Annotated in this window: 10 protein-coding genes; 5 read left to right on the top strand and 5 right to left on the bottom strand. The window is 56.0% G+C overall.

Annotated elements, in window-relative coordinates; all coding sequences use genetic code 11:
* Positions 1-6: 6 nt before the first annotated feature.
* The 4 genes from ACMYSN_RS12525 to msrA all read right to left on the bottom strand — a co-directional run bounded on the left by ACMYSN_RS12525 (position 7) and on the right by msrA (position 5,618).
* Positions 7-2,016, bottom strand: a complete 2,010-nt coding sequence (locus ACMYSN_RS12525) for a beta-galactosidase (protein WP_462495079.1) — start codon at positions 2,014-2,016, stop codon at positions 7-9.
* Between the two features lie 18 nt (positions 2,017-2,034).
* Positions 2,035-3,267: an oligosaccharide MFS transporter gene (locus tag ACMYSN_RS12520; protein WP_462495078.1), complete on the bottom strand. Its 1,233-nt coding sequence runs from the start codon at positions 3,265-3,267 to the stop codon at positions 2,035-2,037.
* A 196-nt stretch (positions 3,268-3,463) separates the two neighbouring features.
* The gene (gene paeA / locus ACMYSN_RS12515) at positions 3,464-4,807 is read right to left on the bottom strand and encodes a hemolysin family protein (protein WP_462495077.1); all 1,344 of its coding nucleotides are present in this window, start codon (positions 4,805-4,807) and stop codon (positions 3,464-3,466) included.
* Positions 4,808-4,979: 172 nt separating this feature from the next.
* Positions 4,980-5,618, bottom strand: coding sequence for a peptide-methionine (S)-S-oxide reductase (msrA, locus tag ACMYSN_RS12510; protein WP_462495076.1), 639 nt, complete (start codon positions 5,616-5,618; stop codon positions 4,980-4,982).
* A 210-nt stretch (positions 5,619-5,828) separates the two neighbouring features.
* Here msrA and tamA point away from each other — a divergent pair, with 210 nt between their 5' ends.
* From tamA to ACMYSN_RS12495, 3 genes are read left to right on the top strand one after another with little or no spacing between them, the layout of a single operon-like run.
* The gene (tamA, locus tag ACMYSN_RS12505) at positions 5,829-7,562 is read left to right on the top strand and encodes an autotransporter assembly complex protein TamA (protein WP_462495075.1); all 1,734 of its coding nucleotides are present in this window, start codon (positions 5,829-5,831) and stop codon (positions 7,560-7,562) included.
* A complete protein-coding gene (gene tamB / locus ACMYSN_RS12500; RefSeq protein WP_462495074.1) occupies positions 7,559-11,335 on the top strand; it encodes a translocation/assembly module TamB domain-containing protein in 3,777 nt (1,258 codons plus the stop codon). The genes tamA and tamB overlap by 4 nt, the downstream gene beginning before the upstream one ends.
* A gap of 2 nt (positions 11,336-11,337) precedes the next feature.
* Entirely contained in the window at positions 11,338-11,682 is a 345-nt protein-coding gene (locus ACMYSN_RS12495; protein WP_123757879.1) for a gamma-glutamylcyclotransferase family protein, read from the top strand.
* Between the two features lie 140 nt (positions 11,683-11,822).
* Here the strand turns inward: ACMYSN_RS12495 and ppa are convergent, their stop codons facing one another.
* Positions 11,823-12,350: an inorganic diphosphatase gene (ppa, locus tag ACMYSN_RS12490; protein WP_004098041.1), complete on the bottom strand. Its 528-nt coding sequence runs from the start codon at positions 12,348-12,350 to the stop codon at positions 11,823-11,825.
* 403 nt (positions 12,351-12,753) lie between these two features.
* On the opposite strand from ppa, the gene ytfQ reads away from it, so the two are divergent.
* Positions 12,754-13,710, top strand: coding sequence for a galactofuranose ABC transporter, galactofuranose-binding protein YtfQ (ytfQ, locus tag ACMYSN_RS12485; RefSeq protein ID WP_123757881.1), 957 nt, complete (start codon positions 12,754-12,756; stop codon positions 13,708-13,710).
* 182 nt (positions 13,711-13,892) lie between these two features.
* Positions 13,893-15,395, top strand: a complete 1,503-nt coding sequence (gene ytfR / locus ACMYSN_RS12480; RefSeq protein ID WP_123757882.1) for a galactofuranose ABC transporter, ATP-binding protein YtfR — start codon at positions 13,893-13,895, stop codon at positions 15,393-15,395.

Here is a 15,395-nt window from a genome sequence, read left to right as displayed (position 1 = left end):
ATGCGTTTAACTTTCGATGATACTAAATTCCCAGGCCTTGAGACGCAACGGCTGGCCGACGTGAACGCTCTCGCCGCTCAGGGCATTTTCCCCGGCGGTCTCGCTGATGACATCCAGCGGGTCGGCAGAGTAGTTGAACAGAAAATTCACGATGTTGCCGTCGCGATTGCGCATCTTTCTGACCACCAGCGGATAGCGGTATGCCGACGTACGCGAATGCAGCGTCTGGTCGGCGGTGAGTAAATCAAACAGCTGGCTGATGAGCCTCTTGTGCGGCAGGAAGCCCACGTAGATGGCGCGGCCCTGACCATAGTCCGCATCAGTGGCGGCGGCATACTCACCCCATGCGGGGTGCTGATAACGCAGCAGCGTGCGGGTGTTGGCCTCCGGGGTCAGCAGCTCCATCCACAGTTCTGCCTGATTGTGCTCGCTGCAATCAAGCTGTGCGCAGCACGACGCCACGGTGGTCTCTTCCGGGAGGGTGAACTGGCTGTAGCTGACGCCGCAGGCCTGGTGCAAAATCCCCGGCTGCGTGCTGTGACGCACCTTGACGTTTTCATCACTAAAGCCTGATTTAAAGCCAATCAACGCTCTACCGCCCTGGGCAATATAGCGATTGATACGGGTCAACAGGCCATCACCGGCAGCGTAAAGACCCGGAATAATCAACGTGCGGTAGCGCGAGGTCTCCTCGTTGACATCGTGGATGATGTCGAGACTGACGTTATGGTCGTACAGCGCATCATGGAAGCGGCGGAAAATATCGTTATAGACATTGCCCTGGGCATCACCGGGCCGGAACTGATTCAGAGCGTCCATCGCGTCGTTGCTGACCAGCAGGGCGACGTCGTTTTCCGCCCGCAGGTCGGCCAACTGCGGGGCCAGACGGGCAAAATCAGCGCCGATAGTGGTGGCTTCCTGCCAGGTAGGGTTACGTGAAAAATCGTGGCTTAACAACCCTTTCCAGTAGGTCTCAAACGAATTGTGGATCGAATGCCAGTGCCAGTAGGAGACCATGGTTGCGCCGGAGGCAACATGACTGAAGGCCTGCAGCCGGAGCTGGCCCGGGAACGGCGTCCACTGGGCAAATCCCTGTGCCTGCGTCTCCAGCACGAAGTAATTTTGCCCTTGCTTCAGCGAACGGGTGATGGCACCGCCAAAGGCGATTTCCCGCCCGGTGAGGTGTTGCTGGCTAGGGTGATAGATATCGACCCCGGCAATATCCAGCGCCTGCGCGGCGGCGAAGTGATCGACCCGCGGCTGAACGCCATAAGAGTAGCCCCGCCATTCAAAATCGAAGTTATGGGTGACAAACTGCTGCGGCTGCGCATACTCGCGCACGATCTCTGCCTGCCAGGCCAGGTACTCCGTTACCTGCTGACGCTGATAACGCGAGAAGGCGCAGGCGAGGCTGGCGTTGATGGTGTTCTCAACCGGCGGGAAATCCTGCCAGCTGTCGATACGGTTGCTCCAGTAGTTCAGGCCAAAATCGTGATTCAGCTGGTCGAGGTCAGAATACTGTTCCTGCAGGTTGCGCACGAACCCTTCCTGCATATAGCGACCGATATTATCGTAGTGTTTGGTTTCGTTATCCAGCTGCCAGCCGATAATAGCCGGGTGATGCTGAACATGCGCCATCAGGGTACGGATAATGTTTTCGGCATAGCGCCGGAAGGTCGGGTTGACGATATCCATAATTTGCCGCGGGCCATATTTCTGCTGCCCCTCGACGGTGGTGACCATAATGTCCGGATGTTTAGCCGCCAGCCAGGCCGGGACCGCATAGGTGGGCGTGCCGATAATCACCGCAATGCCGGCCTGGTGCATTGCATCCAGCACCCGGTCGATATGGTAGAAGTTGAAAACACCTTCCTGAGGCTCCAGGGTGCTCCAGGTGGACTCGGCGATGCGCACGACGTTAATCCCCGTTTCACGCATTAAGGCGATATCTTTCGCCAGACGATCCTCTGGCATATATTCGTCGTAATAAGCCACGCCATAAAATAATGTCGACATGCAGGTTACCTCCTTGAATTAATGAGCGGGCGCCGGTTGCGGAGCAAAAATACGTGCGTTGTTCAGAGTAATGGCCGAGATAAGGGTGAAGCACAGGGCAATGCTGCCCAGTACGATATAGCTGCTGGTAAATCCCATGCTCTGGTACATATGGCCGATACCGGTGGAAAGAAAAATAGAGCTAAAGCTTTTCGAAAACTGGAAGCCGATTAAATAAACCGTGGCGGAAAGCAGTGGGTTGAAGTTGGCGGTGATATATTTCAATGCGGCAACCAGTAATACCGAACTTTCAAAGCCGTGGAGCAGTTTAATCAGACTGATGGAGACCGGGCCAACGGCCCAGGCCGAACCAATGATGCGCAGGCTCATGATCATCCCGCAATACAGCAGGGCGTTTTTCGGGCCAATTTTATTCACAAACCACGGTGCAAAAAACATCACCACCGCATCAAGGAAAATCTGCCCGGTGGTTAAATAGCCAAAGACTTCCGCACCGCGCGCTTTACTCTCAAAGAAGTGGCTGTAATAGATGGCGAACTGCTGGTCGTAGGTTTCATACACCGCACCGACCCCAATCATGTAGATGGCGAAGAACCAGAACTTTTTCATCTTCAGCAACGAGGTAGCGTCCTGCAGGGTAACCGGCGTGGCTTTTCCTGATGACATTGCGCCTTGCGCACGTGGGCTAATCTGCATTTTCCAGACGATCACCAGCAGGCACACCCCGGCGCCGCTCGCCAGCCAGAAAATCATATTCTGATCGATACCGTAGAGCTTGCCGGCGGCAAAGGTGCCGATAGCGGCGCCAATACCACCAAACATTCTGGCACGGCCAAATTCAAACCCTGAGGCGCGACTGACCTTATCAATATAGGCTTCGCAAATTCCGCAGCCGGCACCGTAGGCCATGCCGATATAGATGCCGCCGGCCAGTGCCCCGAGAAAGACGTTAACTTTTAATAATGGCGCGAAGACGTAAATCCAGTAAGGGGCGAACAAGGTAATAATAATAGCCAGCATCCACATCAGGTTCTTCCGATAGACTAATTTATCGGAAACAAACCCAAATAACGGCTGGACGCAAACGGCAATAATAGCGGTAAAGGAATATACCAGGCCGACGTCGGTGTAATTGATGCCGATGGTTTCTGTTAGCCATAATGATAAATAGGGATAACAGCATCCCCAACCAATAAAGAAAAAGAGAAAGAACAGACAGCTGATATAGTAATTTTTATTTTCTTCTATCATGGTAACCCTCGTTTCCTGAGAACCGGAATATGATTGTAGAGACGCGAGCAAAGTTACCTTTTTGCGCAAAGGGGAGTCATGAACGTTTCGCTATGGAGCAGTAAAAATCTGCTATCGGCTGAGTGGCGTGAGCCGCTTCACATTCAGCAAATAAAAAAGGCAGAGAGAGTCTCTGCCTTTGGTGTAGGGAAGGGGGTTACGCGGGTTCTTTTTCGCTATCCGTGGATTCGGACTGCTTCGGGACCAGCACCGTCGGTTTGTTGTCGATCCGCGTCACCAGCAGCTGGTCGATTCGGTAGTTATCGATATCCACCACCTCGAACTTATAGCCGGAGAACTTCACCGCATCGGTGCGTTTTGGGATCTTGCGCAGCATATACATCATAAAGCCGCCGATGGTTTCATAATTACCGGACTGCGGGAACTCGTCGATATCCAGTACGCGCATCACGTCGTCGATCGGCGTGCCGCCGTCAATCAGCCATGAGTTCTCGTCGCGCGCGACAATCTGCTCTTCCAGCCCCTGGCCGACCAGATCGCCCATCAGGGTGGTCATGACGTCATTCAGGGTAATAATCCCCACCACTAACGCGTATTCGTTCATGATCACCGCGAAGTCTTCACCCGCCGTTTTAAAGCTTTCCAGCGCCTCTGACAGCGTCAGGGTATCCGGAACAATCAGCGTATTGCGGATCTGCACGCCGCCGGTCAGCACCAGGCTCTGGTTTGCCAGCACGCGGTTGAGCAGGTCTTTTGAGTCAACGTAGCCGATGATATGGTCGATATCTTCGTTACAGACCAGAAACTTGGAGTGCGGATGTTCCGCCACCTTGCTCTTCAGGCTCTGCTCATCTTCGTGCAGATCGAACCAGATAATATTTTCGCGCGAGGTCATGGAGGACGGAACGGTACGGGATTCCAGCTCGAACACGTTCTCAATCAGCTCATGCTCCTGCTTACGCAGCACGCCGGCCAGCGCGCCGGCTTCGACCACCGCATAAATATCGTCGGAAGTAATATCGTCCTTGCGCACCATCGGTATTTTAAACAGGCGGAAGATATTGTTGGCCATGCCGTTGAACATCCACACCAGAGGACGGAACACCGTCAGGCAGAAGCGCATCGGGTTGATGATGCGCAAAGCTACCGCTTCTGGCGCAATCATACCGATGCGTTTCGGAGTCAGGTCAGCAAACAGGATGAACAGGCTGGTGACCAGAGTAAAGGAGATAATAAAGCTGAGCTGATCGGACAGTTCCGGCGACAAGTAGCGGCTTAACAGGCTGTTGAAAGCCGGTGAAAATGCTGCATCGCCGACGATACCGCCGAGAATGGCCACCGCGTTCAGGCCAATTTGCACGACGGTGAAAAACATCCCAGGGTTTTCCTGCATCTTGAGAACGCGCTGCGCGTTCACATTGCCATCATCGGCCAGCAGTTTGAGTTTGATTTTACGTGAGGCGGCCAGCGAGATTTCCGATATCGAAAAAAATGCACTGACGGCAATCAGACAAAGTATTACTAAAATACTGTTTAACATAGTTTATCTAGCCGTTGGGGCCAGATCCTCGGAAGGGAAGTTGATAACGCTAATGTGGCATACATAAAAAACCGGTCCGAAGGCGCTGGACCGGCTATAACACAGGGTAGTATAGCGTAAGCTACTGTGAAGCCGCCAGAGCGTTAATTACTCACCTTAGCGATTCACCGTTTCAGGCCTGTGGAGGCAGACAAACGCCAATCCCGCCAAGGCCGCAGTAGCCGTACGGATTTTTGTGCAGGTACTGCTGGTGGTCGTCCTCGGCATAATAAAACGGCTTCGCTGAGGCAATTTCGGTGGTGATGGTTCGGGTATCGTTGGCGTCGCGCATCGCCGCCTGGAAGCTGGCCAGACTGGCCTGGGCCGCCTGATCCTGCTCCGGAGTCAGCGTATAGATCGCCGAGCGGTACTGGGTGCCATGGTCGTTACCCTGCTGCATCCCTTGCGCCGGGTCGTGATTTTCCCAGAACACCTGCAACAGCTGCGCGTAGCTGATGACCTGCGGATCGTAAACGATACGTACCGCTTCGGCATGGCCGGTGTCACCCGAACAGACTTCGCGATAGGTTGGATTCGGCGTGTAGCCGCCGGTATAGCCTGCGGCAGTGCTGTAAACGCCAGGCTGCTGCCAGAACAAGCGTTCGACGCCCCAGAAACAGCCCATCGCGAACAGCGCAACCTCCATCCCGTCAGGGACATTGGTCATCGAGTGGCCATTTACGGCGTGGAGTGTTGCCACCGGCATGGGCGTGTTGCGTCCTGGCAGCGCATCCGCCTGGGCGACAAGATGCGTTTTATCAAATAGACTCACGGTTGGCCTCTCAAAAACATAAGTTGTGGTTAAGGTTGTAACGAAGCGTGTCTTTTTACACAATAAACGCGCTCGATACGTCTAGATTCATATATAAGAATTATTTGGGTTCGCGTCACTTTTTCAACCCTAAGTTGTTGGGGTTTTGTTAAGCCGTGGAACGGCGCTTTCGTTTCCTGCGGGGGGAAACAAGGAAATTCAGGAGAAAACGTGCTACAAATCCGCCAGTTATGTGTCACCAGCCTTTTGCTGGTCAGCGGGGTCGCTAGCGCCGCGAGCGTGCGTTTGCAGGTTGAGGGGTTGTCCGGAGAGCTGGAAAAGAACGTCCGAGCTCAACTTTCTACGATCCAGAGCGATGAAGTTACGCCGGATCGTCGATTCCGCGCGCGCGTGGATGATGCCATTCGCGAAGGGTTGAAAGCCCTGGGCTACTACGAACCGACCATCGACTTCGATCTCCGTCCGCCGCCGAAAAGTGGCCGGCAGGTGCTGATTGCAAAGGTCACACCCGGTGAACCCGTGCGCATTGGCGGTACGGAGGTGATTCTGCGCGGCGGAGCGCGTACTGACCGTGACTATCTGGATTTGCTACATACGCGTCCGGCGATTGGCACCGTGCTTAACCATGGCGATTATGACGGTTTCAAAAGCTCCCTGACCCGCGTTGCGCTGCGTAAAGGTTACTTCGACAGCGAATTCAATAAAAGCCAGCTTGGCATCGCGCTCGGTCGTCACCAGGCGTTCTGGGATATCGACTACAACAGCGGTGAGCGCTATCGTTTTGGTGACGTGACGTTCAGCGGGTCGCAAATTCGCGACGAATATCTGCAAAACCTGGTGCCCTTCAAGCAAGGGGATTACTACACCTCTGAAGATCTGGCGGAGCTAAACCGCCGTCTGGCGGCTACCGGCTGGTTCAGCTCGGTGGTGGTGGCGCCGGAGTTTGATAAATCACGTAAGACCAAAGTGCTGCCGTTGCACGGCGTGGTCTCGCCGCGCAAAGAGAACACCGTTGAAACCGGGGTCGGTTATTCGACGGACGTCGGGCCGCGGATCAAAGCGACCTGGAAAAAGCCATGGATGAACTCCTACGGCCATAGCCTGACCTCCAGCCTCAGCCTCTCCGCACCGGAACAGCAGCTCGATTTTAGCTACAAAGTCCCTCTGTTAAAAAACCCGCTTGAACAGTATTACCTGATGCAGGGCGGCTTTAAGCGCACGGACCTCAACGACACCAAAGCTGACTCCTCAACGCTGGCGGTATCGCGTTACTGGGAGCTCTCCAGCGGCTGGCAGCGCGCCATCAACCTGCGCTGGAGCCTCGACCACTTTACCCAGGCCAACGTCACCAACACCACGATGCTGATCTATCCTGGGGTGTCGGTTAACCGTACCCGCTCGCGCGGCGGCCTGATGCCGACCTGGGGCGACTCTCAGCGCTATTCGGTGGACTACTCCAACACCATGTGGGGCTCGGATATTAACTTCATCGTCGCGCAGGCGCAGGATGTGTGGATCCGTACGCTCTACGACCGCCACCGTTTTGTGGTGCGTGGCAACCTCGGCTGGATTGAAGCCGATGATTTCAACAAAGTCCCGCCGGACCTGCGCTTCTTCGCCGGGGGCGATCGCAGCATCCGCGGCTACAAATACAAATCGATCTCGCCAAAAGATGACGATGGCAAGCTAATCGGTGCCTCCAAGCTGGCCACCGGCTCGTTGGAGTATCAATACAACGTCAGCGGAAAATGGTGGGGTGCTGTGTTCGTCGACAGCGGCGAAGCGGTGAGCGATATCCGTAAGAGTGATTTTAAAACCGGCGCCGGCGTCGGCGTGCGCTGGCAGTCACCGGTTGGCCCGATCAAGCTGGATATTGCCGCGCCGGTCGGCGACAAAGAAGAGCACGGTTTACAGTTTTACATCGGTCTGGGGCCTGAATTATGAGTTTATGGAAGAAGATAAGCCTCGGAGTACTGATCTTTGTGGTCCTGCTGCTGGGGACGGTGGCGTTCCTGGTGGGTACGACCAGCGGGTTGCATCTGGTGCTGAAGGCGGCGGACCGCTGGGTTCCTGGCCTGGAGATCGGCAAGGTCACCGGCGGCTGGCGTGATTTGACGCTGCAAAACGTGCGCTTTGAACAACCGGGCGTGGCGGTCACCGCCGGGCAGTTCCATCTGGCGGTCAAGATTCGGTGCCTGTGGGATAGCAGCCTGTGTGTGAATGACCTGTCGCTGCGCGATATCTATGTGGCGATCGATACCAGCAAAATGCCACCTGCTGCGCCGGTGGAAGAAGAAGACACGGGGCCGCTGAATCTCTCGACGCCGTATCCCATCACCCTGAGCCGCATTGCGCTGCAAAACGTTAACGTCAAAATTGATAACACTGCCGTGTCGGTGCGGGACTTCTCGACCGGCCTGAACTGGCAGGAGAAGAACCTGACCCTGACCCCGACCTCGTTACAGGGGCTGCTGATTGCGCTGCCGAAGGTGGCGAAAGTGGCGCAGGAGCAGGTGGTTGAACCGAAGATTGAAAACCCTAAACCGGAAGAAAAACCGCTCGGCGAGACGATGAAAGACCTCTTCTCGAAGCCGGTGTTGCCGGAAATGACCGACGTACATCTGCCGCTGAACCTTAATATTCAGGAGTTCCGCGGCGAGCAGCTGCGGGTCACCGGCGATACTGACATGACCGTCTACAGCCTGCTGCTGAAAGTCAGCAGTATCGACGGGCACATGAAGCTGGACGCGCTGGATATCGACTCCGATCAGGGCAAAGTCAACGCTTCGGGCAGCGCGCAGCTGCAGGATAACTGGCCGGTCGATATCACCCTCGACAGCACGCTGAATATCGACCCGCTGAAAGGCGAGAAGGTGAAGCTGAAAGTCGGCGGCGAGGTGCGTAAAAAGCTGGACGTTGCCGTGGATTTAGCCGGCTCCGTCGCCATGACGCTGCGTGCCGACGCACAGCTGGCAGAAGCCGGGCTGCCGCTGAATATGGAGCTGAAGAGCAAGCAGCTGTACTGGCCGTTTAGCGGCGAGAAGCAGTTCCAGGCCGACGATGTCCTGCTGAAATTTAACGGCAAGATGACCGACTACACCATGGCGTTCAGCACCGCGGTGAAGGGGCAGTCGCTGCCGCCGGCGAAGATCACCCTCAACGCCAAAGGGAACGAACAGCAGCTTAACCTCGATAAGCTGACGGTGGCGGCGCTGGAAGGGAAAACCGAGCTGAAAGCGCTGCTGGACTGGCAGCAGGCGATCAGCTGGCGCGGCGAGCTGAAGCTTGACGGCATTAACACCGCCAAAGAGGTGCCGGACTGGCCGTCAAAACTGAACGGGATGATCAAAACCCAGGGCAGCCTGTACGGCGGTAGCTGGCAGATGTCGGTTCCGGAGCTGAAAATCACCGGTAACGTGAAGCAGAATAAGGTCGATGTCAGCGGTTCCCTGCAGGGCAACAGCTACATGCAGTGGAAAATCCCCGGTCTGCATCTGGCGCTCGGTAAGAACAGCGCCGACGTGAAGGGCGAGCTGGGGGTCAAAGATCTCGACCTCGACGCCACCATTGATGCACCGAATCTGGATAATGCACTGCCGGGCCTTGGCGGCACGGCGAAAGGGCTGCTGAAAGTTCGCGGTACCGTTGACGCGCCGCAGCTGCTGGCGGATATCACCGCCCGTGCGCTGCGCTGGCAGGAGCTGACGATAGCGCAGGTCAATGTGAAGGGCGATGTGAAGTCCAGCGACCAGATTGGCGGCAATCTGGATGTGCGGGTGGACCGTATCAGCCAGCCAGGGGTCAATATCAGCCTGGTGCAGCTGAACGCCAAAGGTAACGAGAAGCAACATGACCTGCAGCTGAAAGTCCAGGGTGAGCCGGTTTCCGGGCAGCTGTCGCTGGCGGGAAGCTTTGACCGCAAAGCGGAACGCTGGAAGGGAACGCTGAGTAATACCCGCTTCCAGACCCCGGTCGGGCCGGTATCGCTGACGCGCAACATCGCGCTGGATTATCGCAACCTTGAGCAAAAAATCAGTATCGGGCCGCACTGCTGGAGCAACCCGAATGCCGAGCTGTGCGTACCGCAAACCATCGACGCGGGAGCCAGCGGGCGGGCTGTTGTTAATCTGAACCGCTTTGATCTGGCGATGCTGAAGCCGTTTATGCCGGAGGCGACCCAGGCCAGCGGCGTGTTTAGCGGCAATGCCGATGTCAGTTGGGACACCACCAAAGAGGGGCTGCCGCAGGGCAAGGTAACGCTCAACGGCCGCAACGTGAAAGTAACGCAGGTGGTCAACGACGCGCCGCTGCCGGTGGCCTTTGATACCCTGAACCTCACCGCCGACCTGCATAACAACCGCGCGGAGCTCGGCTGGCTGATTCGCCTGACCAACAACGGTCAGCTGGATGGCCAGGTCCAGATCAGCGATCCGCAGGGGCGGCGTAACCTCGGCGGGAATGTGAATATCAACAACTTCTCGCTGGCGATGATTAACCCGATCTTCTCCCGGGGAGAGAAAGCGGAAGGTAAGCTTAACGCGCACCTGCGCCTTGGTGGTAACCTGCAAAGCCCGCAGCTGTTCGGTCAGATGCAGTTGGGTGGTATCGATGTCGACGGTAACTTTATGCCGTTTGATATGCAGCCGAGCCAGCTGGCGATGAACTTCAACGGCACCAGCTCCACGCTGCAGGGCACCGTGAATACCAGACAGGGCCAGATTAGCCTGAGCGGTAATGCTGACTGGACCCAGATTGACAACTGGCGAGCGCAAATTGCGGCGAAGGGCAGCCGGGTCCGCATTACCGTGCCGCCGATGGTGCGCCTCGACGTGTCGCCTGACGTGGTCTTTACCGCCACGCCAAGCTTGTTTAGTCTGGATGGCAGCGTGGATGTACCGTGGGCGCGTATCGTCGTCAACGAGGTGCCGGAAAGCGCTGTTGGGGTCTCTTCGGACGAAGTGATGCTGAATAACGATCTGCAGCCGATTAAGCCGCAGAGCGCCGGGATCCCGATCAACAGCAATCTGACGATTCATGTTGGCAACAACGTGCGCCTGGATGCCTTTGGCTTGAAAGCTCGCTTGACCGGCGATCTGAAAGTCGCCCAGGATAAACAAGGTCTGGGCCTGAACGGGCAAATCAATATTCCGGAAGGGCGCTTCCACGCCTACGGCCAGGATTTGATCGTGCGTAAAGGCGAGCTGCTGTTCTCCGGGCCGCCGGATCAGCCGTTGCTGAACATCGAAGCGATTCGTAACCCGGATGCGACAGAAGATGACGTGATAGCCGGGGTGCGGGTAACCGGTTCTGCCGACCAGCCGAAGGCAGAAATCTTCTCTGACCCGGCCATGTCGCAGCAAGAAGCGCTGTCTTACCTGCTGCGTGGCCAGGGATTGAGCAGCGATCAGGGTGATGGAGCAGCGATGACATCAATGCTTGTTGGCCTGGGGGTTGCACAAAGTGGTCAGGTTGTGGGTAAAATCGGCGAGACGTTTGGCGTAAGCAATTTGGCGTTGGATACCCAGGGGGTAGGTGACTCCTCCCAGGTCGTAGTCAGCGGCTATGTACTGCCAGGTCTGCAGGTAAAATATGGGGTCGGTATCTTTGACTCCCTGGCGACGTTGACTCTACGTTACCGTCTGATGCCTAAGCTATATATGGAAGCGGTGTCTGGCGTAGACCAGGCTCTCGATTTGCTCTATCAGTTTGAGTTTTAGCAATGCGAATATTTGTTTACGGCAGTTTACGACGCAAACAAGGCAACAGCCACTGGATGACTAACGCTCAGTGGCTGGGCGATCATAGTGTCAACGATTATCAGCTGTACAGTCTGGGCCACTATCCAGGCGCGGTGCCGGGCGAAGGCACAGTACATGGTGAAGTGTATCGTATTGACGCATCAACGCTGGCCGAACTGGACGCGCTACGCACTAAAGGCGGTGAGTACGCACGTCACTTGATCCAGACGCCTTATGGCAGTGCGTGGATGTATGTCTATCAGCGGCCCGTAGAGGGCTTTACGTTGATAGAGAGCGGTAACTGGTTAGACAGAGACCAGTATTAACAACGGCAACGCCACCTTCGGGTGGCGTTGTTTTTTGTCGCCCGGGTAAGGCGTTAGCCGCCACCCGGGAAAGAGGCCCGCGGCAGAAACAAAAACACCGCCCTGAGGCGGTGTTTTTCGCTAACCTGAGTGCGGCAGAATTACTTCTTAGCGCGCTCGAAGGAAGCAACGATTTCAGCTTTAGCCGCTTCAGCGTTGTCCCAACCGTCAACTTTAACCCATTTGCCCGCTTCGAGGTCTTTGTAGTGCTCGAAGAAGTGGGTGATCTGGGCTTTCAGCAGTTCTGGCAGGTCGTTCACATCTTTGATGTGATCGTACTCTTTGCTCAGCTTGGTGTGCGGTACAGCAACCAGTTTCGCATCTTCACCAGATTCGTCGGTCATCTTCAGAACGCCAACCGGACGGCAGCGGATCACAGAGCCTGGCTCCAGCGGATACGGCGTCGGGACCAGCACGTCTACCGGGTCACCGTCCAGGGACAGGGTATGGTTGATGTAGCCGTAGTTGCACGGATAGAACATCGCGGTGGACATGAAACGGTCAACGAACAGTGCACCGCTCTCTTTGTCGACTTCGTATTTGATAGGATCTGCATTCGCCGGGATTTCGATCACGACGTAGATATCTTCCGGCAGATCTTTACCCGCAGGTACGTTGAGTAAGCTCATGTCTGTTTCCTTTAAAATGTATGGCAAACAAGTGCCGGGTATTATAGCCAACTCACATCGAATGTCTTCGCTTCTTTTTGTTCCGCGCACCCTCCGGTTGTCTGAATTTTCCCGCAAAAAACAACCTTAAAATCCATAAACATAGCCGCATCCTGAATAAATTAATGTAACCGTTTACATTGCATCTGTTTGATTTCTCAAGATGGGAAAAATTTCTCCGTGTACGTCGGTGGCGGCGCTTTGCGCGAAGCCTTATCCGCTCTCAGCTGCCATAAACCCCGCTCTTTAACATTTAATTTACTTTTTCGAAGTGTGATGTAACGCATTCAGTTACATCACGGGTTGTCTATAGTTTGTCCGCAGATGACGATTTCACTCAACGTTACCCTACGAGGATCTTTTTATGTGGAAGCGCTTACTTCTTGTCACAGCAGTTTCCGCAGCTATGTCGTCTATGGCGATGGCTGCCCCTCTGACCGTAGGATTTTCACAGGTCGGGTCTGAATCCGGCTGGCGTGCCGCTGAAACCAACGTGGCGAAAGAGGAAGCCGCGAAACGCGGTATCACTCTGAAGATTGCCGACGGCCAGCAAAAACAGGAAAACCAGATTAAAGCCGTCCGCTCCTTTATTGCTCAGGGCGTCGACGCGATCTTTATCGCCCCGGTGGTTGCGACCGGCTGGGAGCCGGTATTGAAAGAAGCCAAACAGGCCAAAATCCCGGTGTTCCTGCTCGACCGCTCGATTGATGTTAAAGACAAAGATCTCTACATGACCACCGTCACCGCCAATAACGTGCTGGAAGGTCAGCTGATTGGCGACTGGTTGGTGAAAACGGTCGACGGCAAACCGTGTAACGTCGTCGAACTGCAGGGCACCGTGGGTGCGAGCGTAGCGATCGACCGTAAGAAAGGCTTTGCCGAAGCGATAGCGAAGGCGTCAAACATCAAGATTATCCGTTCGCAGTCCGGTGACTTTACCCGCAGTAAAGGTAAAGAGGTCATGGAGAGCTTTATTAAAGCGGAGAACAACGGCAAGAACATCTGCATGGTCTACGCGCACAACGATGACATGGTGATTGGCGCTATCCAGGCCATTAAAGAAGCGGGTCTGAAACCGGGCAAAGATATCCTGACCGGCTCCATCGACGGCGTACCGGATATTTATAAAGCGATGATGGCGGGCGAAGCGAATGCCAGCGTCGAGCTGACGCCAAATATGGCCGGGCCGGCGTTTGATGCGCTGGAGAAATATAAGAAAGACGGCACGCTGCCTGAGAAGCTGACCATTACCAAATCGACGCTGTATCTGCCAGACACGGCGAAAGAAGAGTTAGAGAAGAAGAAAAATATGGGCTACTAAGTAGCGATAAACAGGCCACGTTCCCGGTGGCGCTCTGCTGACCGGGCTACAGGTTCACCGCCGTCTACGGATCGGGTAGCCCGGACAGGCGCGTAGCGCCGCCTCCGGGATTATCCCGATTGCTAAAGTGCGGCTGAGCTCCCTCTCCTCCCAACGGGAGAGGGCAAAGGTGAGGGGAGATCATGAACGGCGAATCACATCAGGAAATCCTTCGCACGGAAGGGCTCAGCAAGTTTTTCCCCGGCGTCAAAGCGCTGGATAACGTCAATTTTAACCTGCGACGCGGCGAAATCATGGCCCTGCTCGGTGAAAACGGGGCCGGTAAATCGACGCTGATTAAAGCCCTCACCGGCGTCTATCACGCCGATCGTGGGGCGATCTGGCTGGAAGGGCAGGAAATATCGCCGAAAAATACCGCTCATGCCCAGCAGCTGGGGATCGGCACGGTCTATCAGGAAGTGAACCTGCTGCCGAACATGTCGGTGGCGGATAACCTGTTTATCGGCCGTGAACCGCGTCGTTTTGGCCTGCTGCGGCGCAAAGAGATGGAAAGGCGCGCCACCGCGCTGATGGAGTCCTACGGTTTTTCCCTCGACGTGCGCGAACCCCTGAACCGCTTTTCGGTGGCGATGCAGCAGATTGTCGCTATCTGTCGGGCGATTGACCTGTCGGCGAAAGTGCTGATCCTTGATGAGCCCACTGCCAGTCTGGATACCCAGGAGGTGGAGATGCTCTTCACCCTGATGCGCCAGCTGCGTGACGACGGCGTCAGCCTGATTTTCGTCACCCATTTCCTCGACCAGGTGTATGCCGTCAGTGACCGGATCACCGTCCTGCGCAACGGCGGGTTTGTCGGCTGTCGGGAAACCCGCGAGCTGCCGCAGATTGAGCTGGTGAAGATGATGCTTGGCCGCGAGCTGGAGCATGATGCGTTGCACCGCGCGGGCCGCACTCTGCTTAGCGATAAGCCGGTCGCTGCCTTTGCCGGCTACGGCAAGAAGGGGGTCATTGCGCCGTTTGACCTCGAAGTTCGCCCCGGCGAAATCGTCGGCCTGGCGGGGCTGCTGGGGTCCGGGCGCACCGAAACCGCCGAAGTGATCTTCGGGATTAAACCAGCGGACAGCGGGAACGCGTGGATCAAAGGTAAACCGCAGGGGCTGCGCTCGCCGCATCAGGCCTCGTGCCTGGGGATTGGTTTCTGCCCCGAAGATCGTAAAACCGACGGCATTATTGCTGCAGCATCGGTGCGGGAAAATATCGTGCTGGCGCTGCAGGCTCAGCGCGGCTGGCTACGGCCGATCCCACGGCGTGAACAAAATGACATTGCTGAACGCTTTATTCGCCAGCTGGGGATCCGTACCCCCAGCGCGGAACAGCCGATCGAGTTTCTCTCCGGCGGCAACCAGCAGAAGGTGCTGCTTTCCCGCTGGCTGCTGACCAAACCGCAGTTCCTGATCCTCGATGAACCGACGCGCGGCATTGATGTCGGCGCGCATGCGGAGATTATTCGCCTGATTGAAACCTTGTGCGCCGATGGTCTGGCGCTGCTGGTGATCTCCTCGGAGCTGGAAGAGCTGGTGGGCTATGCCGATCGGGTGATTATTATGCGCGATCGCAAGCAGGTCGCGGAGATCCCGCTGGCGGAGCTTTCCGTCCCGGCGATCATGAACGCTATTGCGGCATAA

The organism is Klebsiella sp. R445 (assembly GCF_051131755.1).
GTDB classification, from domain to species: Bacteria; Pseudomonadota; Gammaproteobacteria; order Enterobacterales; family Enterobacteriaceae; genus Klebsiella; species Klebsiella lignicola.
This window is presented reverse-complemented; position numbering and strand designations above follow the sequence as displayed.

Coding starts and splice junctions, on each gene's coding strand:
- ppa (WP_004098041.1), bottom strand. CDS start 12,350: ATGAGCTTACTCAACGTACCTGCGGGTAAAGATCTGCCGGAAGATATC.
- paeA (WP_462495077.1), bottom strand. CDS start 4,807: ATGTTAAACAGTATTTTAGTAATACTTTGTCTGATTGCCGTCAGTGCA.
- ytfQ (WP_123757881.1), top strand. CDS start 12,754: ATGTGGAAGCGCTTACTTCTTGTCACAGCAGTTTCCGCAGCTATGTCG.
- ACMYSN_RS12495 (WP_123757879.1), top strand. CDS start 11,338: ATGCGAATATTTGTTTACGGCAGTTTACGACGCAAACAAGGCAACAGC.
- ytfR (WP_123757882.1), top strand. CDS start 13,893: ATGAACGGCGAATCACATCAGGAAATCCTTCGCACGGAAGGGCTCAGC.
- tamB (WP_462495074.1), top strand. CDS start 7,559: ATGAGTTTATGGAAGAAGATAAGCCTCGGAGTACTGATCTTTGTGGTC.
- ACMYSN_RS12520 (WP_462495078.1), bottom strand. CDS start 3,267: ATGATAGAAGAAAATAAAAATTACTATATCAGCTGTCTGTTCTTTCTC.
- ACMYSN_RS12525 (WP_462495079.1), bottom strand. CDS start 2,016: ATGTCGACATTATTTTATGGCGTGGCTTATTACGACGAATATATGCCA.